Annotated in this window: 28 protein-coding genes and 4 pseudogenes; 22 read left to right on the forward strand and 10 right to left on the reverse strand. The window is 59.1% G+C overall.

Features of this window, described 5'->3' with window-relative positions; all coding sequences use genetic code 11:
• The first annotated feature begins 9 nt into the window (after positions 1-9).
• The 3 genes from AB4037_RS26650 to AB4037_RS26660 all read left to right on the forward strand — a co-directional run bounded on the left by AB4037_RS26650 (position 10) and on the right by AB4037_RS26660 (position 1,862).
• The gene (locus AB4037_RS26650) at positions 10-867 is read left to right on the forward strand and encodes a universal stress protein (protein ID WP_441773520.1); all 858 of its coding nucleotides are present in this window, start codon (positions 10-12) and stop codon (positions 865-867) included.
• A 150-nt stretch (positions 868-1,017) separates the two neighbouring features.
• The gene (locus AB4037_RS26655) at positions 1,018-1,425 is read left to right on the forward strand and encodes a YeeE/YedE family protein (protein WP_441773521.1); all 408 of its coding nucleotides are present in this window, start codon (positions 1,018-1,020) and stop codon (positions 1,423-1,425) included.
• Positions 1,422-1,862, forward strand: a complete 441-nt coding sequence (locus AB4037_RS26660) for a DUF6691 family protein (RefSeq protein ID WP_441773522.1) — start codon at positions 1,422-1,424, stop codon at positions 1,860-1,862. Before AB4037_RS26655 ends, AB4037_RS26660 begins: the two co-directional genes overlap by 4 nt.
• A gap of 105 nt (positions 1,863-1,967) precedes the next feature.
• Here the strand turns inward: AB4037_RS26660 and AB4037_RS26665 are convergent, their stop codons facing one another.
• Together AB4037_RS26665 and AB4037_RS26670 are read right to left on the reverse strand one after the other, a co-directional pair.
• Positions 1,968-2,183 (reverse strand): ChaB family protein, encoded by a 216-nt coding sequence (locus AB4037_RS26665; RefSeq protein WP_441773523.1) that lies wholly within the window; start codon positions 2,181-2,183, stop codon positions 1,968-1,970.
• Positions 2,184-2,212: 29 nt separating this feature from the next.
• Complete coding sequence (locus AB4037_RS26670) at positions 2,213-2,335, reverse strand: hypothetical protein (RefSeq protein WP_434960325.1); 123 nt, start codon at positions 2,333-2,335, stop codon at positions 2,213-2,215.
• Between the two features lie 50 nt (positions 2,336-2,385).
• Between AB4037_RS26670 and AB4037_RS26675 the strand changes: the two genes are divergently transcribed.
• The gene (locus AB4037_RS26675; protein WP_441773524.1) at positions 2,386-2,583 is read left to right on the forward strand and encodes a hypothetical protein; all 198 of its coding nucleotides are present in this window, start codon (positions 2,386-2,388) and stop codon (positions 2,581-2,583) included.
• A gap of 41 nt (positions 2,584-2,624) precedes the next feature.
• Here the strand turns inward: AB4037_RS26675 and AB4037_RS26680 are convergent, their stop codons facing one another.
• On the reverse strand, positions 2,625-3,518 hold the full coding sequence (locus AB4037_RS26680) for an ATP-binding cassette domain-containing protein (protein ID WP_441773525.1): 894 nt from the start codon (positions 3,516-3,518) through the stop codon (positions 2,625-2,627).
• A 65-nt stretch (positions 3,519-3,583) separates the two neighbouring features.
• Here AB4037_RS26680 and AB4037_RS26685 point away from each other — a divergent pair.
• Positions 3,584-3,747 (forward strand): annotated as a pseudogene (locus AB4037_RS26685) (IS6 family transposase); the annotation flags it as partial.
• A gap of 374 nt (positions 3,748-4,121) precedes the next feature.
• Here AB4037_RS26685 and AB4037_RS26690 read toward each other — a convergent pair.
• Complete coding sequence (locus AB4037_RS26690; protein ID WP_434960328.1) at positions 4,122-4,820, reverse strand: GntR family transcriptional regulator; 699 nt, start codon at positions 4,818-4,820, stop codon at positions 4,122-4,124.
• 94 nt (positions 4,821-4,914) lie between these two features.
• Between AB4037_RS26690 and AB4037_RS26695 the strand changes: the two genes are divergently transcribed.
• From AB4037_RS26695 to AB4037_RS26740, 10 genes and pseudogenes are all read left to right on the forward strand, one after another.
• Positions 4,915-5,517 carry an amino acid synthesis family protein gene (locus AB4037_RS26695; RefSeq protein ID WP_434960329.1) on the forward strand — a complete coding sequence of 201 codons (603 nt, stop codon included), beginning with the start codon at positions 4,915-4,917 and terminating at the stop codon, positions 5,515-5,517.
• Between the two features lie 15 nt (positions 5,518-5,532).
• A complete protein-coding gene (locus tag AB4037_RS26700; RefSeq protein WP_441773526.1) occupies positions 5,533-6,378 on the forward strand; it encodes an alpha/beta fold hydrolase in 846 nt (281 codons plus the stop codon).
• The gene (locus AB4037_RS26705) at positions 6,375-7,310 is read left to right on the forward strand and encodes a flavin reductase family protein (RefSeq protein ID WP_434960331.1); all 936 of its coding nucleotides are present in this window, start codon (positions 6,375-6,377) and stop codon (positions 7,308-7,310) included. The genes AB4037_RS26700 and AB4037_RS26705 overlap by 4 nt, the downstream gene beginning before the upstream one ends.
• Positions 7,307-8,344, forward strand: a complete 1,038-nt coding sequence (locus AB4037_RS26710) for an LLM class flavin-dependent oxidoreductase (RefSeq protein ID WP_434960332.1) — start codon at positions 7,307-7,309, stop codon at positions 8,342-8,344. Before AB4037_RS26705 ends, AB4037_RS26710 begins: the two co-directional genes overlap by 4 nt.
• 4 nt (positions 8,345-8,348) lie before the next feature.
• Positions 8,349-9,812 (forward strand): aldehyde dehydrogenase, encoded by a 1,464-nt coding sequence (locus AB4037_RS26715; protein ID WP_441773527.1) that lies wholly within the window; start codon positions 8,349-8,351, stop codon positions 9,810-9,812.
• 4 nt (positions 9,813-9,816) lie between these two features.
• Positions 9,817-10,167 (forward strand): NIPSNAP family protein, encoded by a 351-nt coding sequence (locus AB4037_RS26720; protein ID WP_434960334.1) that lies wholly within the window; start codon positions 9,817-9,819, stop codon positions 10,165-10,167.
• Positions 10,168-10,185: 18 nt separating this feature from the next.
• Complete coding sequence (locus AB4037_RS26725; RefSeq protein ID WP_441773528.1) at positions 10,186-11,196, forward strand: polyamine ABC transporter substrate-binding protein; 1,011 nt, start codon at positions 10,186-10,188, stop codon at positions 11,194-11,196.
• A 232-nt stretch (positions 11,197-11,428) separates the two neighbouring features.
• A pseudogene (locus AB4037_RS26730) lies at positions 11,429-12,220 on the forward strand (ABC transporter permease); the annotation flags it as partial.
• A gap of 1 nt (position 12,221) precedes the next feature.
• Positions 12,222-13,022 (forward strand): ABC transporter permease, encoded by an 801-nt coding sequence (locus AB4037_RS26735; protein WP_434960336.1) that lies wholly within the window; start codon positions 12,222-12,224, stop codon positions 13,020-13,022.
• Positions 13,019-14,095 carry an ABC transporter ATP-binding protein gene (locus AB4037_RS26740; RefSeq protein WP_441773529.1) on the forward strand — a complete coding sequence of 359 codons (1,077 nt, stop codon included), beginning with the start codon at positions 13,019-13,021 and terminating at the stop codon, positions 14,093-14,095. Before AB4037_RS26735 ends, AB4037_RS26740 begins: the two co-directional genes overlap by 4 nt.
• 59 nt (positions 14,096-14,154) lie before the next feature.
• Here AB4037_RS26740 and AB4037_RS26745 read toward each other — a convergent pair whose 3' ends face one another.
• A complete protein-coding gene (locus AB4037_RS26745) occupies positions 14,155-14,373 on the reverse strand; it encodes an FCD domain-containing protein (RefSeq protein WP_441773530.1) in 219 nt (72 codons plus the stop codon).
• A 56-nt stretch (positions 14,374-14,429) separates the two neighbouring features.
• Between AB4037_RS26745 and AB4037_RS26750 the strand changes: the two genes are divergently transcribed.
• Positions 14,430-15,008, forward strand: coding sequence for a GMC family oxidoreductase (locus tag AB4037_RS26750; RefSeq protein ID WP_441773531.1), 579 nt, complete (start codon positions 14,430-14,432; stop codon positions 15,006-15,008).
• A gap of 314 nt (positions 15,009-15,322) precedes the next feature.
• On the opposite strand, the gene AB4037_RS26755 is transcribed toward AB4037_RS26750, so the two are convergent.
• Together AB4037_RS26755 and AB4037_RS26760 are read right to left on the reverse strand one after the other, a co-directional pair.
• Positions 15,323-16,639 (reverse strand): PQQ-dependent sugar dehydrogenase, encoded by a 1,317-nt coding sequence (locus AB4037_RS26755; protein WP_441773532.1) that lies wholly within the window; start codon positions 16,637-16,639, stop codon positions 15,323-15,325.
• Between the two features lie 398 nt (positions 16,640-17,037).
• Positions 17,038-17,397 (reverse strand): helix-turn-helix domain-containing protein, encoded by a 360-nt coding sequence (locus tag AB4037_RS26760; RefSeq protein ID WP_441773533.1) that lies wholly within the window; start codon positions 17,395-17,397, stop codon positions 17,038-17,040.
• Between the two features lie 1,863 nt (positions 17,398-19,260).
• On the opposite strand from AB4037_RS26760, the gene AB4037_RS26765 reads away from it, so the two are divergent.
• Positions 19,261-19,371 carry a BA14K family protein gene (locus AB4037_RS26765; RefSeq protein ID WP_441773611.1) on the forward strand — a complete coding sequence of 37 codons (111 nt, stop codon included), beginning with the start codon at positions 19,261-19,263 and terminating at the stop codon, positions 19,369-19,371.
• Positions 19,372-19,496: 125 nt separating this feature from the next.
• Here the strand turns inward: AB4037_RS26765 and AB4037_RS26770 are convergent.
• Positions 19,497-19,799: pseudogene (locus AB4037_RS26770) on the reverse strand (integrase core domain-containing protein); the annotation flags it as partial.
• A 62-nt stretch (positions 19,800-19,861) separates the two neighbouring features.
• Positions 19,862-20,158 (reverse strand): hypothetical protein, encoded by a 297-nt coding sequence (locus AB4037_RS26775; RefSeq protein WP_434960341.1) that lies wholly within the window; start codon positions 20,156-20,158, stop codon positions 19,862-19,864.
• Positions 20,159-20,816: 658 nt separating this feature from the next.
• On the opposite strand from AB4037_RS26775, the gene AB4037_RS26780 reads away from it, so the two are divergent.
• The 3 genes from AB4037_RS26780 to AB4037_RS26790 all read left to right on the forward strand — a co-directional run bounded on the left by AB4037_RS26780 (position 20,817) and on the right by AB4037_RS26790 (position 22,891).
• Entirely contained in the window at positions 20,817-21,068 is a 252-nt protein-coding gene (locus tag AB4037_RS26780) for a DUF982 domain-containing protein (protein WP_441773534.1), read from the forward strand.
• 789 nt (positions 21,069-21,857) lie between these two features.
• Positions 21,858-22,253: a PRC-barrel domain-containing protein gene (locus AB4037_RS26785; protein WP_434960344.1), complete on the forward strand. Its 396-nt coding sequence runs from the start codon at positions 21,858-21,860 to the stop codon at positions 22,251-22,253.
• A 431-nt stretch (positions 22,254-22,684) separates the two neighbouring features.
• Positions 22,685-22,891: a hypothetical protein gene (locus tag AB4037_RS26790; protein WP_441773535.1), complete on the forward strand. Its 207-nt coding sequence runs from the start codon at positions 22,685-22,687 to the stop codon at positions 22,889-22,891.
• Between the two features lie 274 nt (positions 22,892-23,165).
• Here AB4037_RS26790 and AB4037_RS26795 read toward each other — a convergent pair.
• Positions 23,166-23,573, reverse strand: a pseudogene (locus AB4037_RS26795) (SDR family NAD(P)-dependent oxidoreductase); the annotation flags it as partial.
• Between the two features lie 268 nt (positions 23,574-23,841).
• Between AB4037_RS26795 and AB4037_RS26800 the strand changes: the two are divergent.
• Both AB4037_RS26800 and AB4037_RS26805 read left to right on the forward strand, forming a co-directional pair.
• Positions 23,842-24,240, forward strand: coding sequence for a PRC-barrel domain-containing protein (locus AB4037_RS26800; protein WP_441773536.1), 399 nt, complete (start codon positions 23,842-23,844; stop codon positions 24,238-24,240).
• Between the two features lie 311 nt (positions 24,241-24,551).
• Positions 24,552-26,654 (forward strand): catalase, encoded by a 2,103-nt coding sequence (locus AB4037_RS26805; protein WP_441773612.1) that lies wholly within the window; start codon positions 24,552-24,554, stop codon positions 26,652-26,654.
• The last annotated feature ends 148 nt before the right edge of the window (positions 26,655-26,802 follow it).

The raw sequence follows: 26,802 nt of genomic DNA on the forward strand, positions 1-26,802 counted from the left end.
AGATTTGCCGTGCCTCTTCGCTGCATTTTGGTTCCAACCGGCCCAGGCGTGAGGCCCGAGCGCCGCCTCGAGGCTGCATTGGGGCTGGCCAAGCGCACCCATGCCCATATCAATGCACTCTATGTCAGGCCCGACCTGCAGATCGCGGTGCCCTCGATCCTTCAGGTCGGTGCGGCCGGCATCCTGCCGCAATGCAACGACTCCTGTGAAGCCAAGGCCCTCGCTGCAGCGGGACAACAGGCTTTCGAGCGCTGGTGCGCCGGTGCTCGGGTTGCGATGCAGCCCAATCAAAGGCTGGATGCCACCTTCGCCTCCTGGAATGAGAAAGGGGGCAATGTTGAAACGCTGGTGGCGCTAAACGGCCGAGTCAGTGATCTCATCATCGTCGACAATCCCGCCAAGGCAGGTCCCTTCGAAGCCGCGGCTTTTGATGCGGCGGTGTTCTCATCGGGGCGGCCGGCGCTGATGCTGGGGGAACGATTGCCGGACAACCTTCTCCGGCATGTCGTCATCGCCTGGAATGGCAGTCTGGAAGGCGCTCGTGTTGTCGGCCAGTCCATTTCGTTGCTGCATGAGGCGGAGCAAATCTCGATCATTACCATCCCCTCCGAACAGGATCGGCAGGCCGGGATCGCGGATCTCGGGGATTATTTGCACTGGCATGGCGTGGTCGTGGAGAATGCGGCGCTGGTGCCTGATTTTACCGGAAGCGATGGCGAGAGGATCCTGGCAGCCTGCCATCACGCCGCGGCGACGCTTCTGGTGATGGGCGCCTATACTCACAGCCGCTTGCGGCAGGCTTTCCTCGGCGGGTTGACCCAGCATGTTCTCGACAAGGCAGACTTGCCCGTCCTCATGGCTCATTGACCAAGTCTCCCCGCCTCGCCTTGCATTTGCGCCAGCCACATTGCACATCTGCGCTCGCTCGCTCCATATCGGCATGGAAGCTTTGAAAGAGAATGGAATGAACCTGCATTCGCGGGGCGCTTTACGGCCGGACCAACCGGGAAGGACGTCATGACTGCCTATTGGAACGCGTTGTTTGGTGGGCTGTTGATCGGTGTTTCAGCCGTGCTCCTGCTCATTGCCAATGGGAGGGTCGCCGGCATCAGTGGGATTGTTGGCCGCCTTCTGGCTGGACAGCGGGTTCTTGACAACGGCGCCTTTGTCCTGGGGCTGGTTCTCGGCCCGCTCGTCTTCGCAGGCTTGAACGGTTCCCTTCCGGCCATGACGATTTCTGCATCATGGCCGTGGGTCATGCTTGCAGGCCTTCTGGTCGGTTTTGGTACGCGCATGGGATCGGGGTGTACTTCCGGTCATGGCATTATCGGCCTTGCTCGCTTTTCACGCCGATCGCTTGCCGCGACGGTCATGTTCCTGGCTGCCGGTATATTGACAGCGTCCCTGATGGAGCTGGTGCAATGAACGCGCAGGCTATTCCTAGACTGGCGATCTCGCTTCTGGCCGGCACCCTTTTTGGTTTGGGCCTTTCGATATCGGGAATGATCGATCCTGCCCGCGTGCTTGGGTTTTTGAATATTGCCAGCGGTCATTGGGATCCGAGCCTGGTTTTCGTCCTCGCCGGTGCGGCCATGGTTGCGATTCCTGGTGTCTTCCTTCAGCGCCATTTATCCCGCCCATGTCTGGATGATCGCTTCCATCTTTCTACAAATACGAAGATCGATAGGCCGCTGCTTCTCGGGGCGACGATCTTCGGCGTGGGATGGGGCGTTGCTGGATTTTGTCCTGGACCTGCGGTAGCCGCACTGTCGACGGGGCGAGCGCTAGTCTTCCCATTTGTGGCAGCAATGACGTTGGGGATGCTGCTGCATGATCGTTTCGGTACCAGAACTGGCAACTGATTTGGAAGGCAATCGGAGGGAGATTTTCAGGTCTCGATTTCCATGATGCTGTCCTATGCCTTGGTACGAGCAATCATGAAATAGGCGCTCGAAAGAAGAGGACGGTCATGCGTGCTCGACCCAGTGATCGCCATCCTTGTAATATCTGGTTTTGACGGCGGCCCAGGCGACCCGTTGGGCCATCCCTTCGCGCCGGTCTCGCGTGCACCGGCTATAGTTTTCCCATGCGTGATTGAACGCTGCCCGGTAGATTTCCTGCGCATGATAGGGCAACCTCGCACGCAACAGGAGCGGTAGATCTTCAGTCGTGGGATATGGCATGACCGGTTTCCGTTGCGGGAGAAAAGGGCTCAGCGCCGGCGCAGGATCCTGTAGACGACAAGGGTAGTCAGGCTGGTTGCGACGAGAAGCGTTATCAACCAGGCCAACGTCCTCAGGTCGGCCGTAAATTGGTCCACGATGACTTCGATCATAATGGCCTCTCCTTTGCTGGGGTTCTGCCTGTCTTGAGGATGGCAACGTCATGGACGACAGCCTGAGTGACTATGGACATCCTGTTCAGCCGACTAAAATACTCTTGATGCCCGCTATAGCGGCCCGGCCCGGACACGATGGTCTTCTTATTTTGATTGGAGCAGGGATGATGACGTTGATCTATCGCAAAGGAACGGGGTTCAAGTGCGGTACTGCAGATGTTTCAAGGTTCACGGGAGAAAAATAGGGGCATGCTCGCGGGAGCTATACGTGTTCGTGCTCGGCCAATCATGCTGGTGCGGTGTGCACCTTCTCCGTCGGTTCAACGGGTGTCCTTGCAAGAATGAGGTGGAGGATCTTCCCGAAGACATGATCGTGCCCTTCACTGCGGCCGATGTGGAGGACACCACTATGTCTTAGATCCTCGTTGAGGATCTGGAGGAAGCGTCGATGCGCCTCTCCCGTTACCGAATCCAGCACTTCGTCCATGATGATCCAGGCTGGCCTGTGCAGCACAAGGCGGGCGAACGCAACCGCTTGCTGCTCGTCTTCATTCAGATCGCGATCCCAACGTTTTGATGTGTCGAGGGCGGGCAAGAGAGACGCCAAGCCAACTTCCTTGAGAGCTGTCTCGTAAGCGTCGGTCTCAAAGAGGTGTATGGGATCGGGGTAGGCGAGGACCTCGCGTAAACTGCCCGGCGGCAGATAAGGGGTGCGCGGCATATACATGATCGCCTCTCCACGCGGGCGGGTTACCGTACCCGATCCCCACCGCCAAAGTCCGGCCAAGGCCCGAAAAAGCGATGTCTTGCCACTGCGTCGCTCTCCGACAATTGCCACCCTCTCGCAGGCCTCGAGGTTGGCGCTTTCCTCCCGCAGTCGCGTGCTTCCACCTGGAAAGAACACGGCGAGACGATCCAGGCGGTAGTGTCCGGAATCTCCTTCCGCCAAGACGATTCGATCGCTCTCGTCGCCTGCCTCGTCATCTTCTGCCGCTGCCCGTCGAAAACTCGAAACCCGTAGCAACGTGGCTCGCCAATCTGCGATCACACTGAAATTATCAACAAACCAGCGTAGCGAGGATTGGACCTGATTGAATGCACCGACTGTAACCATCAGGCCGCCGAACGAGAGAGTTCCGGAAAAATAGGCCGGTGCCGCCACGCCGATCGGTACGACCAAGGCAATCCAGCCATAGCCCGCCGTAATCCATGTGAGCCTCGTCTGCCCCCAAGCCAGCCTGCGCTATCAAACGCCATGTACATTCCATGCTTGACTTCAAATCAACGACTTACGCCTCGGACATCCTGGATGGATTGAGATGATCCACATGATGCGAAAACGACAGGCAAGATACGCCTATAATGCAGCTCCATCACTCGCCGATCAATTCGAGATCCTCGCTGCGTGATACGGGGTTAACGAACTGGAATCCCACGTCTCTGCTTCCAGTTTGCAACAGAGCCAGTTCCTCTTACGCGGCTTTGTCGAACCGGCCCGGCCGGATCATCTCGATCGCAAGGCTGCGCTGGCGGCTCAGGATATCCGCAACCTGGTTGCGCGGCCCGATCATTGGCTCAAGACCCTTCCGGGTGAGACCCTTTGCTCCATGTTGAAACGGATTGCCTCCATCGCATCCGGCGGGTCTATCGGATGATACTTGGCCTCTTGGACATCGATCAAAGTCGCGAGGACATCGAGGCGACCACCCTCGGGCGTGCCGGTTTCGGCTCCCCTAAGCCGTTCGACTTCGGCGAGCGCATCTTCGTAGTCCGCTTCAGAGCACTAGGCTTTCGGCCGCATATCTCCCAAAACCACCTCGGCAATCGTCGCAGCGGCCGAAATGTGCCGTCGACAGGCCGCGGCTCCGGCGTCCGGATCGTTCTTCTCGATGGCGTCGAAGATCTCGCGTATCTGCGCCGGGCCGGTGACCATGCGATTGGCGGTCGAAAGCGTCATCACGCGCAACCTAGAGATGCGGCTGTTCAGACGGCTGACGATATCCCAGGCGATCTTGTGGCCACCGGCTTCGAAGATGATCTTGTAGAACTCGGTCGTCGCGTCGATGATGGCGGCCGGGGAACGCTGCCGCGACGTGCGATCGAGATTGTCCAGTGCCTTCCTTAGCCGCCTCTTCACGTTCGCATCGGCGAGGCGGGCGCAGTCGGCAACGGCCGTCGATTCAACTGCAGCGCGAATGGCATAGATCTGGCGAGCATCGTCCCAATCGAGCCGTGCCACGATCGGCCCCTTGTTGAGGAGCATCGTCACCAGCCCCTCTGCTTCCAGATGGCGAATGACCTCGCGAATGACGGATCGGGAAACGCCGAGCTGGTCGCACAGCGTGCGTTCGACGAGCCGCTCCTCAGGCTCGAAGAGGCCATTGATGATCGCCCGCCGCATCCTGTCGAGGGCGATCTCTCGCAATGTCGCAGGCGGATTCTCGATTCTGAGGGCGGCGAGATTGTCAGCGTTCTTGCTCATGTCTTGGTGTAGCCGCAAAAAATCATCCCGGCAAGGCATTGACACGTGATAATATGGTATACCATAAGATAGCATGATTATGTGAGGACGTGCCATGACTGCTCAGGTCCGCAAGACATTGCTCCATGTCGAAACAACGCTGATCGAGGGGGGCAGGGCTGCCTCCACGCCCTTGAAGCTTTTCGCGGCCATGGCCGTGGTGAAGAACCCCTGGGCGGGCAGAGGCTTCGTCGATGATTTGAAGCCCGAGATCCATGCCGCCGCACCCGTCCTGGGTGAATTGCTGACCAAGATGATCCTTGACGCGGTCGGCTCTGGCGAGGCGGTGGAAGGCTACGGCAAGTCCGCCGTGGTCGGACTGGACGGCGAGATTGAGCATGCCTCCGCCCTGATCCATACGCTGCGCTTCGGCAATCATTATCGTCAGGCAGTTGGTGCCAAATCCTATCTCGCCTTCTGCAACACACGCGGCCCGGCCAATGCTCCCATCATGATCCCGCTGATGGACAAGAATGATGAGGGGCGACGTTCCCACTACCTGACCATTCAAACCGCTATCGCGGATGCTCCTGCCGCTGACGAGATCGTCGTGGCATTGGGCGCCTCCGTTGGCGGGCGCCCCCATCACCGTATCGGTGATCGCTACCAGGATCTGAAGGATCTTGGACAGGATGTCACCAATCCGGCCGGCGTCTGAACGAGCGGGGCCGTCATGCAGACTGAGTCCGCGACGACATCCGCCGATATCGGTCGGGCGCAGGGCGAGACACTCCCGCGCAAGAAGAGTTCGAGGGGCGCCGCCTATTTCGAAGCGGGCAAGGGCGACGTGCTGGTCCTCATCCATGGCGTCGGCATGCGTCTTGAAGCCTGGGCCCCCCAGATCGAGCAATTCTCGAAAACGCACCGTGTCATCGCCGTGGACATGCCCGGGCATGGCGAGAGCGAAAGGCTGCCAGCGGGGAGCGCCATCCCGGATTTTGTCGCCTGGCTTGGCCGATTTCTCGGCGATCTGAACCTCAATCGCGTCAGCCTCGCCGGCCATTCCATGGGTGCGATGATTTCGGGGGGCGCCGTTGCCAGCGTTCCCAGGCTTATCGCCCGTGTCGCTTGCCTGAACGGTGTCTATCGGCGTGATCGTCAGGCGAAGGCGGCCGTGCTGGCCCGGGCCGAGGCCATCCGTGCGGCAGGCATCGACAAGGAAGGCCCGCTGGCGCGCTGGTTCGATGACGAACCTAACAATCGCCAAGCACGCGACCTGACCCGGACCTGGCTCGAACAGGTCGATCCGGAAGGATATGCGGCCGCCTACACCGCCTTTGCCGGCGGAGATGAAGCATATGCCGATTGCTGGCCCTCGGTGGCCTGCCCCGCGCTTTTCCTCACCGCCTCGGGCGATCCCAATTCCACGCCGGAGATGGCAAGGGCGATGGCTGCCGCCGCCCCGAAGGGATGGGCCCGTATCATCGAGGGGCATCGCCACATGGTTAATCTGACGGCGCCCGATGCGGTCAATGCCTTCCTGGCGGAATGGCTGGTGGCAGAGGAGAGGCCCGCATGAACGCGCAAAACTTCGACCCCAAGGCACTGCGGGATGCCTTCGGTGCCTTCGCCACCGGCGTGACCGTGGTGACGACGCACGACGCTGGCGCAAAACCCATTGGCTTCACGGCCAATTCCTTCACGTCCGTCTCGCTCGATCCGCCCCTTTTGCTCGTCTGCCTCGCCAGGAGCTCGCGCAATTACGAGGCGATGACGCGGGCGGCCTCCTTTGCCATCAATATTCTGTCCGAGGTGCAAAAGGATGTGTCCAACACCTTCGCACGGCCGGTCGATGATCGCTTTGCGACAGTGGACTGGCGGGTTGGCGAAAATGGTTGTCCTATCCTGTCCGGGGTATCGGCCTGGTTCGAGTGCGCGATGCACGAGGTGGTCGAGGCCGGAGACCATGTCATCCTCGTCGGGCGAATCCTTGCTTTCGATAATTCCGGCCTGAACGGCCTGGGCTATGCGCGCGGCGGCTACTTCACGCCCAACCTGTCCGCCAGGGCGGTATCGGCTGCGGCCGAGGGCAAGATCGAATTCGCCGCCGTTCTCGAGCGCGAGGGTGAGGTGCTGCTGCTCGGCGACCGGCCGATGATCTTGCCGGCCTGCCTGGGCGGCGATGGCAATCCCACCGAGGTCTTGGCGAACCATCTCGGGAACCTGACAGGGCTGCCCGTTACGATCGGCTTCCTCTATTCGGTCTATGAGGACAAGACGTCGGGCTGCCAGCACATCGTCTACCGTGCCTTTGCCGGCGAGGGCGAGCCACGGACAGGACGGTTCGTCCGCCCGGACGCGATCGGGGCAGGCGAGGTCAAGGACCAGGCCACTTTTGACATCCTCTCGCGCTTTGCCCTGGAAAGCTCCATCGGCAATTTCGGCGTTTATTTCGGGAACGAGACGGCCGGCAAGGTGCATTCCATTCCCATGAAGGGGGCCCGCCCATGAAGTTCTCGCTGTTCGTCCATATGGAGCGTCTGGATGCCGGCCAGACCCACAAGCAGCTCTATGACGAGTTCGTGGCGCTGTGTGAAATCGCCGACAAGGGAGGCATGCACGCCATCTGGACCGGCGAGCATCACGGCATGGATTTCACCATTGCGCCCAACCCCTTCGTCACCATTGCCGATCTGGCACGGCGCACCAGCCATGTCCGCCTCGGCACCGGCACGGTGATCGCGCCGTTCTGGCATCCGATCAAGCTGGCCGGCGAGGCCGCGATGGCGGACCTGATCAGCGATGGGCGTCTGGACCTCGGCATCGCACGCGGCGCCTACTCCTTTGAATATGAACGCCTGCTGCCCGGTCTCGATGCCTGGCAGGCCGGCCAGCGCATGCGCGAACTCATTCCCGCCGTCAGAGGTATCTGGGCTGGGGATTATGCCCATGAGGGCGAGTTCTGGAAATTCCCGGCCACCACCTCCGCGCCCAAACCATTGCAGGATCCGGTACCGGTCTGGGTCGCCGCCCGTGACCCCAACAGCCATGAGTTTGCAGTCGTCAATGGTTGCAATGTGCAGGTCACCCCGCTCTGGAACGGCGATCGGGAGATCGAAAGCCTGATGGAACGCTTCGAGGCGGCCCGTGCCAAGGCGCCCGAGGTCCCCAGGCCGAAGATCATGCTCCTACTGCACACCTATGTCGGCGCGGACGCGGCCGATGTGGCGCAGGCGACCCGGGAACTGAGCGTCTACTACAACTACTTCTTCGCCTGGTTCAAGAATGAGCGGCCGATCCATCAGGGGCTGATCCAGCGGCTGAGCGAGGAGGAGATCGCGGCGAACGCCACGCTCTCGCCCGAAGTCATGCGCGCCAATCTGGCGCTCGGCACGGTCGACGAAATCATCGCCCGCCTCAAGCACTACGAGGCGCTGGGCTATGACGAATATTCGTTCTGGATCGATACCGGCGTGAGTTTCGAGCGCAAGAAGGCTTCGCTCGAACGTTTCATCGCCGACGTCATGCCTGCCTTCAAGGATTGAGGCGATGCAGCGTTTCCAGCTCTACATCGACGGGGCCTTTTGCGATGGCGAGGCTTCCTTCGAAAGTATCGACCCGGCAACGGGCACCGCGTGGGCGTATATGCCCGAAGCGCGCGAGGCCGACGTCGACCGGGCGGTCGAGAGCGCACACAGGGCGCTTTACGAAGGCCCCTGGCCGGCGATGACGGCTACCCAGCGTGGAAAGCTGCTTTACAAGCTGGCCGATCTCGTCGCCGCCAACGCGCCCAGGCTGGCCGAACTCGAGACCCGCGACACCGGCAAGATCATCCGCGAGACCTCCGCCCAGATCGCCTATGTCGCGGAGTATTACCGCTATTATGCCGGCATCGCCGACAAGATAGAGGGGGCCTATCTGCCGATCGACAAGCCGGACATGGAGGTCTGGCTGCGTCGTGAACCGATCGGCGTGGTCGCCATGGTCGTGCCCTGGAACAGCCAGCTCTTCCTATCTGCCGTCAAGGTCGGCCCGGCGCTCGCCGCCGGCTGCACCCTGGTGCTGAAGGCCTCCGAGGACGGGCCGGCGCCGCTCCTGGAATTCGCCCGGCTGGTGCATGACGCCGGATTCCCACCGGGGGTCGTCAACATCATCACCGGTTTTGGCCCTTCCTGCGGCGCGACGCTCGGGCGGCACCCCAAGATCGCCCATGTGGCCTTTACCGGAGGGCCGGAAACTGCGCGCCATGTCGTGCGCAACTCCGCCGAGAATCTGGCCTCCACCTCGCTGGAACTGGGCGGCAAGTCGCCCCTCATCGTGTTTGCCGATGCCGATCTTGAAAGCGCGGCCAATGCCCAGGTCGCGGGGATCTTCGCGGCAACCGGCCAGTCCTGCGTGGCCGGCTCGCGCCTGATCGTCGAGAGAAGCGTCAAGGACCGCTTCGTCGCCCTTCTCAAGCGCAAGGCCGAAGCCGTGCGCATCGGCAGCCCGCTCGACATGGCAACCGAGGTCGGGCCCCTCGCCACGGCGCGCCAGCGCCAGCATATCGACGCGCTGGTCGAGCGCTCGTCCGCGATGGGTGCCAGGATCGTTACCGGCGGCCGGGTGCCCGAAGGGGAGGGCTTCTATTATCCTCCCACCATTCTTGATTGTGACGGCGTGGATTCGCCGTCGCTGGCGGAAGAATTCTTCGGGCCGGTTCTTTCCATCGTCTCCTTCGAGACCGAAGAGGAAGCCCTGCGTCTCGCCAATGACACCGTCTATGGGCTGGCGTCGGGCGTGTTCACCCAGAACCTGACGCGTGCCCATCGCCTGATGAAGGGCATTCGGGCCGGCGTCGTCTGGGTCAACACCTACCGCGCCGTTTCGCCGATCGCGCCTTTCGGTGGCTTCGGGCTTTCCGGGCATGGCCGCGAAGGCGGCATGGCCGCGGCGCTGGACTATACCCGGACAAAGACGGTCTGGCTCCGAACCTCCGACGATCCCATCCCCGATCCCTTCGTGATGCGGTGACACCATGTACTACGAGGTGCGCACATACAGGCTCAGGAACGGTGCCGTGCCCGTTTACCTCAAGGTCGTCGAGGAGGAAGGCATCGCGATCCAGAAGGAGCATCTGGGGCATCTGGTCGGCTATTTCTTCTCCGAGATCGGGCCGATCAACGAAATCATGCATATCTGGGCCTATACGAGCCTCGATGACCGGGAACGGCGCCGGGCCTCGCTCGCCGCCGATCCGCGCTGGCAGGCCTTCCTGCCAAAAATCCGCGACCTCATTGAAATCGCCGAAAACAAGATCATGAAACCGGCTGCCTTCTCCCCTTCGAAGGTGGCCGGTCACCATGGCGCATCCAGACAAGAGCCCTGACAACCGGAGCGTGGGAACATGAAATCGACGTCGATAGTCGCCGCCTGTGCGGTATTGCTGATCATGGCTTCGCCTGCAGCCGCAGCGGACCTGGTCTTCTCGAGCTGGGGTGGAACCACCCAGGATGCCCAGAAGGCGGCATGGGCGGACAAGTTCACGGCCAAGGCCGGGGTCAATGTCGTGCAGGACGGCCCGACCGACTACGGCAAGATCAAGGCCATGGTCGAGGCCAACAGCGTCACCTGGGACGTGGTCGACGTCGAAGGTGACTACGCTGCGCAGGCCGGTCCGAAAGGCTTGCTCGAAAAGCTCGACTTCGGCGTCATCGACAAGTCCAAGCTCGACCCGCGCTTCGTGACCGACTATTCGGTTGGCAGCTTCTATTATTCCTTCGTGATCGGCTGCAATGCCGATGCGGTTGCGACCTGCCCGAAGACCTGGGCGGATCTGTTCGATACGACGAAGTTTCCCGGCAAGCGTACCTTCTACAAATGGTCGGCGCCGGGCGTCATCGAAGCCGCCCTGCTGGCTGACGGCGTGCCCGCGGACAAGCTCTACCCGCTGGACCTCGATCGCGCGTTTAAGAAGCTCGATACCATCAAGGCTGACATCATCTGGTGGTCGGGCGGTGCGCAATCGCAGCAGCTCATCGCATCCGCGGAAGCGCCGTTCGGCAGCGTCTGGAACGGGCGCATGACGGCTCTGGCGAAGACCGGCGTCAAGGTCGAGACTTCCTGGGAGCAGAACATCACGGCAGCGGATTCGCTCGTCGTGCCCAAGGGCACGAAGAACAAGGATGCTGCCATGCAGTTCATCGCCTTCGCTACCTCGGCCCAGGCCCAGGCGGATATGGCTGCTGCGACGGGGTATGCCCCGATCAATCTCGATTCCGCCAAGATCATGGATGCGGAGACGGTCAAGACACTTCCGGATCAGCAGAAGGCGAGCCAGATCAACGCCGACATGGCCTATTGGGCTACCAACCGCGATGCGATCGGCGAGCGCTGGTACGCCTGGCAGGCAAAGTAGATCGCATCGGCCCCGGAGGGGAGGGGCGATCCCTCCCACCTGTCTCCTGTCCAGGGCGTTCGAGGTTCGGTGGAAACCTCGAACATTGACAGGACGGGTTTTGCTCCACGGCACCCATATTCCGACGTAGCTCCATGCGGAAAGGACGGCCATGTCCCAGCAGATACAAGCCAGCGCCGCGGCGCTGGCCGTTTCGCTTCCGGCGCGGCCGCGAGGCTTGGCCTGGATCATGCCGGCCCTTGTCTTCGTCGCCCTTTTCTTCGTCGTGCCCGTAGCCCTATTGCTGCTGCGCAGTGTCCTCGAGCCCGTAGCCGGTTTCGGCAACTACGCCGAACTGCTGGGTTCCTCCACCTATCTGCGGATTTTCCTCAACACGTTCCTGGTGTCGGCGGTGGTGACGATCGTGTCGCTCACCATCGGCTTTCCCGTGGCGTGGGCCTTGGCAATCATGCCCAAGAAGCTCGCCGCCCTCGTCTTTGCGATCCTGTTGCTGTCGATGTGGACGAACCTGCTCGCCCGCACCTATGCCTGGATGGTGCTGTTGCAGCGCACCGGCGTGATCAACAAGCTGCTGATGAGCCTTGGCCTTATCGACAAGCCGCTCGCCCTGGTCAACAATCTCGTCGGCGTGACGATCGGCATGGTCTACATCATGCTGCCTTTCATCGTACTGCCGCTCTACGGCGTGATCCGGAAGATCGATCCGGCAATTCTTCAGGCTGCGGCCCTATGCGGCGCCACGCGCTGGCAATCGCTGACGCGCGTTCTCCTGCCGCTGGCGCTACCGGGCATGGTTGCGGGCGCGCTCATGGTCTTCGTGATGTCGCTCGGCTATTTCGTCACCCCCGCGCTGCTTGGCGGTACGGCCAACATGATGCTGGCGGAACTCATCGCCCAGTTCGTGCAATCGCTGGTCAATTGGGGCATGGGCGGGGCAGCGGCGCTGGTACTCCTCGTCGTCACGCTCGCGCTTTATGCTGTGCAACTGCGGTTCTTCGGCGGCCAGAATCCGGGAGGGCGCTAGCATGCTGCTGAATTTCGAACGCCTGGGCTGGTGGAAATTTGTCCTGCTCGCCATCACCGCCCTGACGGCTGCTTTCCTGCTCCTGCCGATCCTGTTCATCGCGGCCCTGTCGTTCGGCTCGTCGCAATGGCTGATCTTTCCGCCGCCGGGCTGGACGCTGAAATGGTATTCGGATCTGTTCGCCGATCCCCGCTGGCTGCAGTCGGCCTGGACCAGTTTCAAGATCGCGGCCATCGTGACGGTGCTTTCTGTTCTGCTGGGACTCGTCACCTCCTTCGGCCTGGTGCGCGGCCGCTTCTGGTTCCGCGAAGGGCTGAAGGCCCTGTTCCTGACGCCGATGATCCTGCCGGTGGTGGTGCTGGCCGTCGGCCTCTATGCCTTTTTCCTGAAGATCGGGCTGAACGGCACCATGACGGGTTTCGTGATTTCCCATCTGGTGCTCGCGCTGCCCTTCTCCATCCTCTCGATCAGCAGTGCGCTCGAGGGTTTCGACAAGTCGATTGAGGACGCGGCCATCCTGTGCGGAGCGTCGCCGCTCGAGGCGAAGATCAGGATCACATTGCCTTCGATCAGCCACGGCCTGTTTTCGGCCGCCATCTTCTCCTTCCTGACCTCGTGGGACGAGGTGGTGGTGGCGATCTTCATGGCGAGCCCCACTCTGCAGACCTTGCCGGTCAAGGTCTGGGCGACCTTGCGCCAGGATCTGACACCGGTCGTCGCGGCGGCTTCGACACTGCTGATCCTGTTGACCCTGGTCCTCATGGCGCTTGTCGCACTTGTGCGCAAAGGATTGAAATCATGACGCAGCCCTTCCTGCAAATCCAAGGCATCCGCAAGGAATACGGAGCGGTCGTCGCGGTTCAGAACGTCAATCTCGAGGTCGAGAAGGGCGAATTCCTCACCTTTCTCGGTCCCTCCGGCTCGGGCAAGAGCACGACGCTCTACATTCTTGCCGGCTTCGACAACCCGACGGCTGGCGATATCAGGCTGAACGGGACGACCCTGCTGTCCACCCCTTCTCATCGGCGCAATATCGGCATGGTGTTTCAGCGCTACACCCTGTTTCCGCATCTGTCCGTCGGCGAAAACATCGCCTTTCCACTCAAGGTCCGGCGCAAGCCCAAGGCCGAGGTCGATGCCAAGGTCAAGGAGATGCTGCGGCTGGTCCGGCTGGAGGGCTATGAGGATCGCAAGCCGGCGAACATGTCGGGCGGCCAGCAGCAGCGCGTGGCGCTCGCCAGGGCATTAGCCTACGATCCGCCGGTCCTTCTGATGGACGAACCCCTGTCTGCGCTCGACAAGAAGCTTCGCGAGGAAATCCAGTACGAGATCCGGCGCATCCATCAGCAGACCGGCGTAACGATCCTCTATGTGACACACGATCAGGAGGAGGCACTGCGCCTGTCCGATCGCATTGCCGTCTTTTCCAAGGGCGTGATCGACCAGATCGGAACCGGGCCGGAACTTTACGCCAATCCGGCGACGCGCTTCGTGGCCGAATTCATAGGCGACAGTAATTTCCTGCCCTGCGACGTGCTTTCGACCACCACAGGCCGCGCCGATATTTCGATCTGCGATTCGATGACGGTGTCCGATGTGCCGGTACACGGTTTGGCCTCCACGGGCAGCAAAGCCTCCGTCATGTTGCGTCCGGAGCGCTTGTTCCTGTCGAAGACCCAGCAGGAACGGGGACTGCCCGTCACGGTCAGCGACATCACCTTCCTGGGCAACAACATTCACGTCGTGACCAGGACGGGCAGGGGTGACGAATTGTCCGTGCGGTTGCCGTTCGGCCACGAGGCCATTGCCAGCCTGGGGCGTGGAGACGCCGCGTGGCTGCGGTTCGATGCAGGATCGGCCCACGTCTTCGGTTGACCAATGCTATAGGGTCTAGGTCTTGGCCTTGCGCAACGCTTCGGTGATCTCATCGCGGGCTATATCATCGCCTGCCGGGCAGCCTCGGGCTCGCGCAATCGGATGGCCTTGAAGACGGCCCGGTGCTTCATGATGGCATTCCCATGTGACTCGCTTGCCCGGTTCGTGAGGCGGAAGTTCGCCAGCAGAGCGGCGTGGGATCGGCCGAACAACTTAAGGAGTTCGGGCTTGCTCCCATTCTCGACGAGCCGGGGGTGGGAAAGAGCCTGCTCGAACACTCCTCATCAGGCCTGATCTGTCACCTGCCGGCGCGCTCGCGCCTGCCTCGTGCCGGTTGCTGTTCTTCTGGGTCGACAAATTCTATTCGAGCGGTACGGTCGGTCTCGTGAGACAGGCCGAGGGCATGCCCGGCATGCATGTCGACTTTCGAATGATGAGCGATGAGCGTGACCGGGTGCGACTTTCCGATGCCTTCCGCCTGGGCGCGGGCGTCCTGCGCGCGCTGGAGAAGCAAGGGACGCGCACAAGGGTCCCGGCGGCGCGCCTTTCCGATCGCGCGCGGCGCTTCGGCTTTCCGAGCCTGCGCAACACGGCTCTCACCGGCCTGGCCGGCATGCTGCTCGATCTGGGCGGTCCGCTCACGGACACCCTGCTGGAGCGCATGGTCGGCGATGAAGTCGCCCTGAATGGTTTCCTCGACGAGGCTGTCACTGGTGTGAAGCATGCTTGCGGAACTTGCCGGATGGGCGCGAACGGGGACCCCCTGGCCATTACGGACGCCCAGGGCCGGGTGAAGGGGCTCGACGGACTGCGTGTTTGCGATGCCTCCCTGTTTCCATCCATTCCCGCTGCCAATATCAATGTCCCCGCCATCAATATGCCTTACGAAGAGCTGGAAGAGCGTTTGTTTTGAGTTGTTGCGCGACAACGAGGTTATTGCCCATTGCCGAGGCCCACGATGCATATCGGCACCGGATGCGGTTACCGTTCCGCAGGCAAAGGGTACCCAACCATGCTATTTCCCGGATGGGTTCGCGTACTGGAAAGCTGCAAGGCTTGGCCGTCGAAACTAGTCACTGAACTCGCGCAGCGCTGATGGGGGGCGTCGCCTTAACCGGCGCGAGCCGTCGGTCATGTCTCTCAAATATCGTTCCACTCTGCCCGCTCTAACCGGTTAAGGCGCCGCCACCGGCAAAGCCTCTTCCTCCAGCTCAACCAACCTGGATATCAATTGGTGGGCAACGCAGGCGATACACGCCATACCGTGTTTCCGACATCATCCGCCACCAGCAGAGCGCCTTTGCCATCGATCGCCACGCCCACAGGTCTTCCATAGGCGTTCCCGTGTTCATCCCGAAATCCCGTCAATACGTCTCTGGACGGACCGGAGGGCCTGCCTTTGTGGAAGGGAACGAAGATCACCTTGTAGCCGCTGGGCGGATTGCGGTTCCAGGAACCGTGCTGGCCAATGAAGGCGCCATGCTCGCCAAATGCTAGGCCGAGTGACGCTGTATGCGGTCCCAGCGCGTAATCCGGAGGGATGGCCTTGGCAACCAGGTCTGGCCGCGGCGGCTGCGGCCTCGGGTCGACATGATGCCCATAGTAGGAATACGGCCAGCCATAGAAGGCGCCTCGGCGCACCCGGGTCATATAGTCGGGCACCAGGTCGCTGCCGAGTTCATCGCGCTCGTTAACGGCAGCCCATAGGGCTCCTGTCCTGGGTTCGATGCCCATCCCGACCGGATTACGCAGGCCTGAGGCAAAAATCGTATGGCTCCCGGTCCTCGGATCGACGGCCCAGATCGCCGCGCGGCCGCTTTCGGCAGCCATGCCATTCTCGCCGGCATTGCTGTTGGAGCCGACGGCCACAAAGAGTGTCCTACCGTCCGCGCTGGAAACGACGTTCTTGGTCCAATGGTGGTTGATGGACCCGGCCGGCAAATCCGTGACCTTCACTCCGGCGTCGTTGACGCGTGTCTGTCCGAGCCGAAACGGAAACCGCAACAGCGCATCGCTATCCGCGACATAGAGTCCATCGCCGAGCAGCGCCATGCCAAAAGGCGAGTTGAGGCCGTCCATGAGAATGAAGCGGTCATAGGTCTCGCGTCCGGGATGCCGGCGCAGCAACGAGATACGGTTGGCGCTCTGCGTGACGGCACCGGCCCTCTTCATCACCAGCTTTGTGACCCATCCCTTCAATCCTTTGGAATCCTCCGGTTTTGGTGGCGCATTGGTCTCGGCGACGAGGATGTCGTCATTCGGCAGGACGTAGAGCCAGCGAGGATGCTCCAGCCCCCGGGCAATCGCGGTTATGCTCACTCCCTTGCCAGCGATTGGAGCCGCGCCGGAAGCCCAACCTCTGGCAGGGGCAATCTTGAGTGTCGGCAGGAGTGTGGTTTTCTGCGGCGGCAATTGTGGGGAGGGGCCTGAGCCGGCGGCCACCGACAGGTTTGCGTGATCGGCGCAAGCCGAGAGTGGCAGTGCAACCACGACTGCCCAGACGGCAGACCGCTTCAGGACCGTACTGCGATAGCCTGCGTTCAACGGGACGTATCCCTTCAAGTTGGCGAATTACCAAGAACACGGCAGGCAAGCAGAAAATTCGAGAGCCACCTCTGTAGGTTCGCTTATTCCCACAATCGCACTCAGTCCTGCACCATGATCTTTAGCATGAGGCGTATTACGATCAGCGTCTTCATTTAAGATAACTCTTTCCTGGCACCCCATCCCTGTCGATGCGGCTTTTAACGTGGAAGAGCAGCGCCTTGCCATGCCGAAGTGACGGATCATGGTCTGGCTGAAGGAGTGCTGCGGGTCAGGGGGGGCCCGAATCTTAGAACCTGCTGATCTGGCTGGAAATTCCGATCGGAATGTCAACATGACTGCGCCGGACACTTGCTAAGGGCCGGGAAAAGCTCAAAAAGCAAGAAGATCGGCGTGCGTCAGGAATTTGAATTCCTGTCCAAGTCAAGAAGTTTAGCCACGTTGATCCTGAGAGCCTTGGCGATCTTGATGTAGGTGGTGAGTGGGGCGTCAGTACTTCCACCTTCGATGCTCGCGACCTCTTCAATTGAGATATCCGCGTTGCGAGCGAGATCCTCGACAGTCAAGTTATTCATCTCACGCCAGACCAGAGCAGTACTGATGCGGCTTGTATTTTTATTTATAGAAATAACGGGAGGTAGATTCTTCATAGATCTCTGTACATCAGCTCTCATCCTATAGTAGGGGCTGCATGTGACTGTCATATCTCTACCGTTGGGAATATCGGAACGGCTTGATCCAAGGGTTGTCCTGGCCATGTGAAACTCCGCTCGCTCCCCTGATGGTCTCTGTGCATTCTTTTCTTGAGCAGGCCGTGTGTCGCATTATCGAATTGGAAAATGCCGCGCTTCTGAAGGTCACGCATGACGCTGGCCTTGTCGCAATCATCAAGACTTTGGCAGCGACCTCACGCGACTGTGCGGTCTTTTCTACGACGACACTATGCGTTCTCTCGGCCTTGAGATTGACTCGGTCTGTGGCCGATACTCGAAGTATATGAGCCGTATATCCGAACGTCGAAACTGTGGCGATGACGGCCGCAACCGGCAAGCAAAGGCGGAGATCCATTTCACTCCTCCTCCAAACCGTTGCGGATTTCGGACGCCGCGCCGATGCTCCGTGACGTGGCAGCGGGAAGGCGAGCACCGCTGGGTGGCTGGAAAAAGGCGACTAGGGGCACCAAATATCCGAGGCAGAGAGCATCTACCTGTGCTTTCGTCGAGGTTACGAACCGGATCGAGGCCAGCCCTGATAGATTAAGCCTAGCGACGATGGGGAGAGGGCTTGCGTCCCCGCCGGGTCCTGGAACCGGGACTATCGGCTGAAGCTATCCCGTACCGTGACGGCGAGAAAATATTCGTGAAGAATGTATACAGATGCATTTCAAGCAAGAGAGGAATTAGCAAGTATTTGTATTTTGATCGGCGATGGAGCGGTGACCTCCAAAAAAGTAAGTATACTCGTAAACTCTCGAATATCACAGAATCGGAATCTACCTAAAGCGCGCGAGGGCTCTCAGGTTCCGCGATGAGGAGTCGGTCCTCCTCCGAGCACCAAGAGCCAACGGGTAGAATCGCAAATTATTCATTCCGGCACGCTCTCGAAGATCTCATGAAAACGCCGGTTCCTCGTCAATCTCTCGCTTGGATCGAAGGCCTGCCGCATCAATGCAGAGGTAACTGCGATCAAGCACGCTGGCAGGCGTATCTGGGTAATTTCCGATCCTGCAATCGTTTTTGCCAACGACATACACTCGACAGTCGCGGTCTCGAAGCGTCGAGGGACAAGCCGGGATCTGCATGCCTCCACGCCGCGGGCATTGCGGTACATGCCTCATCGAGGACACCGCCGAAGCTGTGGCGGGTGAGTGGATCAGATAGGCGAGGCGATGACCGTCTGGGTAGTATTCCCGATGTCATTTCTCGATATAGGTGCGGCTAGCCAACGCGTTCCCAAATAGGCTCGCCAGGCTCCCATTACTGCTCAAGCGCCTGGGTCTTCCCGGCGTGTCGACCAACTGCTTATCCGAGAGGGGGCCGTCAGGACGATATCCAAGTAAACATAACTTAATATTCGCAGAAATTTAGGCGAAAAATATACAGAAAGTAACGTATTATTGAGCTCAATTTTTAGTACTTTTGTGATATTATTTTAAATTCATACGGATATTATATTTAATATTTTTAATGATATTTGGAAATAAAGGGTGATGTATAGTATATCTTAGAAATAATTCCTGTATCAATAAGTAATAATATGGCTTTATAATTATCTTATATGAAAGGATCTGAGTGATGCGTAAAATACTCACGAGCGTTTTCGCCGCGACCATCGGTATCGCCGGTTTGATGAGCCCGGCTCCGGCAGAGGCTCGCAATCCCGGCATATTGAGGCATGCGCCCGGTGGTCATGGGTTCCACGGTGGAGGTCATGGATTTCACAGCGGAGGTCAGAGGTTCCTTCAGGGCGGGCATCATTATCGAGGGGGACGAGGCTATTATGGCAGGAGAGGAGGGGGCTACTATGGCGGGGGGTATTACGACGGCGAAGATGATAATACCGGCGCCATCGTTGGGGCCGGCATTCTGGGGTTGGCTGCAGGTGCCCTGATGGGTAGAGCGATGGACCACCATGGAGCGCCCGGAAATTCCTGTGCTGCCCGCTTCAGATCGTATAACAGGGCCACTGGCACCTATTTGGGATATGATGGGGCCCGCCACAGTTGCCCTTGATGCCTGCGTATTTCGCTGGAGGAGTCCGAACATCTTCTGAAAGAATGTGACAGACGATCCGTATGAGTAGGTGAGGTGCTCCCAGAATTTGAACCGCCCAGCTGGAAGATTTTCCGGGCTGAGGCTCATGGCGGATGGGATGCGCCAGAGCCATTTGTCAGCGCCATCGGCACCTTGGTGCCGATGGCGCTATAAGGACGAACTTCGCTGTAGTTCCTACGCCATTGCTCCATCTTCTGGCGGGCGTCGTCAAGCGTCCGGAACCAATGGGCGTTCAGGTACTCTGCACGAAACTTGCCATTGAATGACTCGATAAACGAGTTTTTGGTCGGTTTGCCCGGCCGCGAGAAGTCGAGCACGATGTCCTTCTGGTAGGCCCAGAGATCGAGGTGGCGGGAGATGAACTCGGATCCTTGGTCGACGCGGATCGGGGTTGCTCTGAGTAGTTTCCGATCCTCTTCCCGGGCATCGGTTCGGGGATAAAGTCGTCTCAGAGCGGATCGGATTGATGATCCGCGCATGTGCATTTCGATGCCTTGACCGGAAGACCGACATGAAAAATATCATCATACTGTGCGTTGTAGCGCTGTCTGTCGCTGCGTGTGCCAATGCCAGAGATACGCGTATGTCCAAGGGCGCGCTTCTCGGCGGCGCGGGTGGCGCGCTCATCGGTGGTGTCGCTACTCGTTCTGCCGGCGGTGCGATTGTTGGCGGAGCTATCGGCGCTGCGGCTGGCGCTGTCGTCGCGGACGTAACCAGGCCACGACATCGCGGCAGCAGGTGCCATTATAGCAACTTGCTTGGGAAACGCGTCTGCCAGTATCGGTAAGCCAACGCCGGGTGGATATCGAAGCCTCAGCGACATCTAGGTAAATGCCTAGGCTATAAGGCGAGCAAGGTCCTTATTAGGGTATGGCCGGCTGGGATTGCAATCTTGTAGCCCGTCACTAGCGAGGCCTTATGCCTGTTGATTTGCCGCCCGCGCGAAAGCTGGCGAAGACCGTGTCATTCATAAGTGTTTCGAGAAAGGAAGCGGCTCGTCAGGTGTCTTTTGCTTTGATGCTTCTCGCCCTATGCATTGCTGCAGCAATTATTGCGGCAGCCATGCACCTTCTGCCTTAGGTTTCAAGCGGGTCACAAAAGAAATACGATTTAGGGCACTAGACCTTCCCGCCATTCGTGCCATGTTGCCGATTATGGAACGACGCTACGATCTTCGGGCCGAAGAAGACGACACGTGGACTGTTTTTCGACGTGTTTACAGGCTTGCCAGCAATGGTCGACGGCTTCGAAGCCACAGGTTTCGAGGTGGAGGAAGCCGGTGATCTTCTCGCCATGCTCAATGCAGCGGATTTTGAACGCAGGCGCGAAGCTGGCATGCTCTAGCCCCAGCCGCTCCCAGGAACGATCGCCTCTCCCCGGTGTTGGCTACCAGGAGGTGCGATATGGAACATGCCAGCTTCTCTCAACCTGTCGAGGTGAAAGCTCTTGCGATCGCAGGCGCTGATCAGGCCGCGACCTATCTTTTCGAGTATTGGCCCGTTGTCGAAAGTAAGTGTTACGAACTGGCCAAGCTCGCTTGCATCGACGCTCAGCGAGCGTGCCTCGATGTCATGGCAGGCGCTGCCCAGCCAGACCAAGCTCGCGGGGCTTTCGTCGAGGCGTGCAAAGAAGCGGATATGCGTGTAATGCCGTGAGAGCATCCGAATGCGAGGAGGTCAAACCGTGCCTCCCCGTTTTTTGCTTTTTAGGTAGATATTCCCTGGCGCGAGTTGCCGGTCATCGCCGACATGAACCCGAATTCGAACGCTGGCTCCAGCCCTGCCTCACCCAGCGCATCGATGATCGATGAATGCATAGCGAGCTTCCTTGGTTTTTCGCCCGCCGTTCAAGCCCTCGAGCAGGCTGAGCGCGTCACTACGCAGAGATCTTCACCCCCTTCGGGCCAGCGATTGTCAAGGAAATCCAAAGCCTGTTAGACCGACCAGATGACGACAGCCCAACGGTGTCCAAGCTTGAACGAAATCGGGTGATGGAAGGCCACTTCTGACATCCAAACCTCAAATAGACCAAGAATGGACATGTGCGCTTCGAAGCCGAGACAGGATCTGCAGCTGGCGTGACATTTTCAGATTAGGGCGGGTTGCTGCTCGAGAAGGGTCTCGCCCTCTCCAAACGATGAATGTTCTCCTATTTCAGGCCCACGCTTTTGACGTGAGTAACAACGGGGATTCTCGTCGGGGCGGTTGCATTGAAATTCAAACATGAGCCTGGATGGCCGAATTCATGATGGAGCAGAGGGGCAAGCGTTCGAAACGCGCCTAACGATCCCTGGCTGACGCCGAGCCGAAGGCACGCGATGCGGCGCCAGCTGGCTTCCGGCCGATTTGAGTCCTCTCCAAATAAAATTGAAAATAATTTGGAACTTTCTACCTTATGCAATGGTTTATGTATTCTCATTAGATGCATAAAACTAGGAGTTATATATGCGTAAGATGTTTATTGCCGCCGCCATGCTTCCATTGTTTGCAATTCCTGCGCTTGCCCAAACCGCCACCGCTACGACAACAGAGACATTTGTTCTGGCAAAGCCGACCGATGTCCTGAGCAGCAACCTCATCGGCTTAAACATTTCCAATAGTGCCAAGGACAATATCGGCGAGATCAAGGATCTTGTGATTTCCGAGGGAGCACTATCGGGATATGTCGTTTCTGTCGGGGGCTTCCTCGGCATCGGCACACACTACGTCGTCGTCTCTCCGAAAAGCGTATCGGTGAACTATTCCGAGGCCGACAAGAAGTGGTCGGCAACCATGGACGCGACCAAGGACCAACTCAAGGCCGCCCCGGAGTTCAAATATGAGGGCCGTTGGGCGAAATAACAGCCAGGACGGCACCGACCTCGCCCTTTCGGAGGGCGAGGTTTTCCTTGAAAGACATGGGATGTTCGGTTCGCCAGCATTGGGGGCCGGGGCCGGGGCCGGGCACGGGTTATGCAGGCGGAAGAAATCATTTGACAGTCGGGAAGGACCGGCAGGGCATGAAATGCACGGTGAGCGATTGGGCAGCGACGACCAGCCCACTGCGACGCAGCGACAGCCCAGGTTCGCGACAGCAGCCGATCTCAGGCACTGCCCGTTGTGCGGACATTGCTGCGTGTTCTCTCAAGTCATTCCGCCCAGGACCTCGCGACAAGAATTCTGACGGAGGAGCCACTCCCTCTGGGCGGCATCTCTTGCATGGTATTTAATCGCTACATCGCTATTTAATTGTGATATGGTCTGCCAATAATAATAAACAAAAGGTAGATAATATGAAAATTAAAGAGGCCTTTTCTGAAAAGAGAATTGCATATTTATTAGGAAGGAAAATTTTTTCAACTGGAAATGAAGCGCCACGCAGACCTTTAAATTCAAATGAGGAGCCGTTTCTATATTGGACGTGGTATGGCTTTCAGATGAGTCAATTGCTAAAGAGCTTTGAAATGACGCCTGGTCTGAAAGACGGTCGTCGCGCTTGAGCCGGCTGCACGGCTGCCCCTCATCAGGCAGCTCGTTCCATCCAGGCGGCACTTCTGAAGTCCGCCATGCCCGGCGACCAACTGCATGAACGCCGGGGACTTGTACAATCCCGTTTATTATCTGCAGATTGGCAATAGGTGTTTGCTAAGCCGAAAATATTGGAACGTCGTGTCGTAGTGTGAGAAGCGCCCTCCGACAGCCGCTCAATGATGGGAATAACACGCTTTTTCTTCAGTTTGGCAGTCGCAGGTGCAGCTTTGCGCCAAACCGCACGAGGCCACCGAGCCCCTTCACGACGTCCTCGACGAGTTTTCGGCAGAAGTCTTGGTCCATGAGATCGCCGGGCGGGGCGAGCCCTTTGCGGCCTACGGCCTCGATCAGCTTGATAACCTCTTTGGCATCTTCTTCTTCTTTGGGATGGTAGTTGATGGCGACGCCGCCTCCCTCCATGGCATAGGCGATGGCTGTGGCACGGCCCATTCCGGAGTCGCCGCCGGTAATAAGGGCTTATCTGCCAGCCAACCGTCCGGAACCGCGATAAGATTGCTCGCAGTGATCCGGTCTTGGGTTCATTTTCGAAGCCAACCCCGGCCAGGGTTGAACCTGGCGCTTGAAGGGCGGTTTTGGATACTTCTCGACAGGGTTTGTTGTCGGTGACTTGGGGGGCTGACTCCTGGACATACGGGTCTCCAGCGCAAATGGGAAGGGTGCTTTCGAACCTCGCCCAGGGCCCGGGTTCCATTGACGGGGAGTTTCGAGAAGGCACTGTGCCCACGGAAGAGTGGTGGCGGGAACGAATGATATCGCCAATCGTTCGGTGGGTCTCCAAGAGCAGTCCGATCAGATCGGCCCCGTTGCTTGCTCGCTTGCAACAACGAGGTGGAGAAGGTGGACCCCCGCAACTTCATTGCGACCTTTCGTCAAAGGCGCACACAAGGAGGATTTCTACATGGCTATCGAGAGCACGGAATATGGCAATCTAATTGGCAGCGACAAGGTTGAGGGCACGGCCGTTTATGGCGCGGACGGGGAGAAAATCGGCTCGATCGAGCGCGTCATGATCGACAAGAAATCTGCTCAGGTATCTTACGCGGTGCTGGGCTTCGGTGGCTTTCTCGGCATTGGTACCGAGCATTATCCGCTGTCTTGGAACTCACTGACCTACAACACCGAGCTCGGCGGCTATCAGACCGCTTTGACGGACAGCCAATTGCAAGGTGGTCCGAAATATTCATCCGACGATGAGTGGGACTGGGACAACCCCGATCGCCCCCGTGCCGTTGATGCATATTACGGCGCGCTGTGGAGCGGTAACCCTCTCGATCCGAGGTTGGATCAGCGTCCATAGTATCGTTGATCGAGAGGGGCCGGAATCCAGGTTCCGGCTTCTCCGTTCGATCGTGACGAGGCTGGGCTTGCCGGGCGGCGATCGCGGGGGAAGAATCCCATGAGACGGTTGATCGATCGGAAACTATTACTGACATGACGGTTTAACGCTGCGGGAATAGCGCCCAGGCTTTCCTACCGATGCCTGAGGCGATGCTGGCGCTTGAACACATCGACGGCCCGATCGCCATGTTGGCGCGCAGGCGCGACAAGCAGGCCTTGCAGCGTAAACAGCGTGAATGGTCGGGGCGAACCCTGGGAGGAGATATCCCGATGGCAAAGAAAACCCGAGAAAAGACCGCGAGAATCCACGAGCAAACCCTGATGCGTGGCAATGGCGGCGAACTGCATCAGATCGCCGAGGGCGATACGCCCGTGCTTACGACGGCGCAGGGCAATCCGGTTGCCGATGACCAGAACAGCCTCAGAGCCGGACCGCGTGGTCCAACCCTCCTCGAGGACTTCCATTTCCGGGAGAAGATCTTCCATTTCGATCATGAGCGCATTCCCGAGCGTGTCGTTCATGCTCGAGGTTATGGAGCGCATGGCTATTTCGAGACCTACAAGTCCCTGGCGGAATATACGCGTGCCGATTTGTTTCAGCGTGCTGGCGAGAAGACGCCGGCCTTTGTGCGCTTCTCGACGGTCGCCGGCTCCAAGGGTTCGTCCGATCTGGCGCGTGACGTGCGCGGTTTCGCGGTCAAGATCTATACAAAAGAGGGCAACTGGGATCTGGTCGGCAACAACATCCCGGTTTTCTTCATCCAGGACGCCATCAAGTTCCCCGATATCATTCATTCGGTGAAGCCAGAGCCCGACCGTGCTTTTCCCCAGGCCCAGTCGGCGCATGATAATTTCTGGGATTTCATTTCGCTGACGCCGGAATCCATGCACATGATCATGTGGGTCATGTCGGATCGGGCGATCCCGCGTTCTTTCCGCTTCATGGAAGGGTTCGGCGTCCACACGTTCCGCTTCCTCAATGTCCAGGACAGTTCCACTTTCGTCAAATTCATCTGGAAGCCAAAACTCGGCCTGCAGTCCGTCGTCTGGAACGAGGCGGTCAAGATCAATGGCGCCGATCCCGACTTTCATCGTCGCGATCTGTGGGATGCAATTCAGTCCGGCAATTTCCCTGAATGGGAACTGTGCGTGCAGCTTTTCGATCAAGCGTTCGCCGACAGTTTCGACTTCGATGTGCTTGATCCGACCAAGCTCATACCGGAGGAAGTCATCAAACCCGTTCCGGTGGGACGTCTGGTATTGGATCGGATGCCGGATAACTTCTTCGCCGAGACCGAGCAGGTTGCATTCATGACGCAGAACGTGCCGCCTGGGATCGATTTTTCCAATGATCCCCTGCTGCAGGGCCGCAACTTTTCCTATCTCGATACGCAGCTGAAGAGGCTTGGAAGCCCGAACTTTACCCACATCCCCATCAACGCACCGAAATGTCCTTTCGCGCATTTCCAGCAGGATGGGCATATGGCAATGCGCAATCCCGTCGGCCGCGCCAACTATCAGCCGAATTCATGGGGACAAGGGCCGAGAGAAGATCCCGTTCGCGGCTTTCGCTCCTTCCGGGAGGACATCGATGCGCCGAAGGTCCGCCTGCGTGCCGAGAGCTTTTCCGACCATTACAGCCAGGCGCGGCAGTTCTACATCAGTCAAACCGCTCCCGAGCAAAAGCACATCGGGATGGCGCTGACCTTCGAACTGAGCAAGTGCCAAAATCCCCTCATCCGCGAGCGTATGGTCTCACATCTATTGAACATCGATGAAGAGCTTGGTGTAGCGGTCTGTGACAAGCTTGGGATCGGCAAATTACCCGCACCTGCGAATGCCGCCGTCGCGCCTCGAAGGGATCTTCCATCATCGCCCGCTCTCAGCATCATCCAGAATGGCCCCGCAAGCTTTGCTGGCCGCAAGGTTGGCGTCCTGGTCGGCAATGGCTCGGACGCTTCGATGCTCAAGACGCTGCAGGCCGCCCTTGAAAAGGAAGGTGCAATTCTGGAGGTGATCGCGCCGAAGGTGGGTGGGGTGAAGGCAAAAGACGGGTCGCTCATTCCGGCACATCATATGATCGACGGCGGCCCTTCAGTCCTTTTCGACGCTGTGGTGCTGTTGCTGTCGGAGGGGGGGGCAGAAGCATTGACGGGCGAGGCGGCGGCGCGAGATTTTGTGGCGGATGCGTTTACGCATTGCAAGTTCATCGGCTTCAGCCATGGGGCCGAGACCCTCTTGTTGAGATCGGGCGTCGCCGCCGATGCTGACGAAGGGCTCATATATCTCGGCGATGAGGGGGCAATCGCTGGTTTCGTGAAGGTCTGCCGTAAATTGCGCCTGTGGTCACGTGAAGCAAGCGTCAAACTTTGAAGAGCACCTCGAGATAGCTGTCCGCGCGACGGCCGGTTGCCATCTCGCCTGCTCGGCTTTGATTGTAGAGATATTGTTCGCGGCTGCATGCTGAAAGGGGGATGCGCACCGCTGCCCCTGAAACTCTCTCCCCGACCTGCAGGCGAAG

Origin of the sequence: Labrys sp. KB_33_2, from assembly GCF_052114505.1 — a bacterium.
In the GTDB taxonomy this organism is placed as follows: Bacteria; Pseudomonadota; Alphaproteobacteria; order Rhizobiales; family Labraceae; genus Labrys.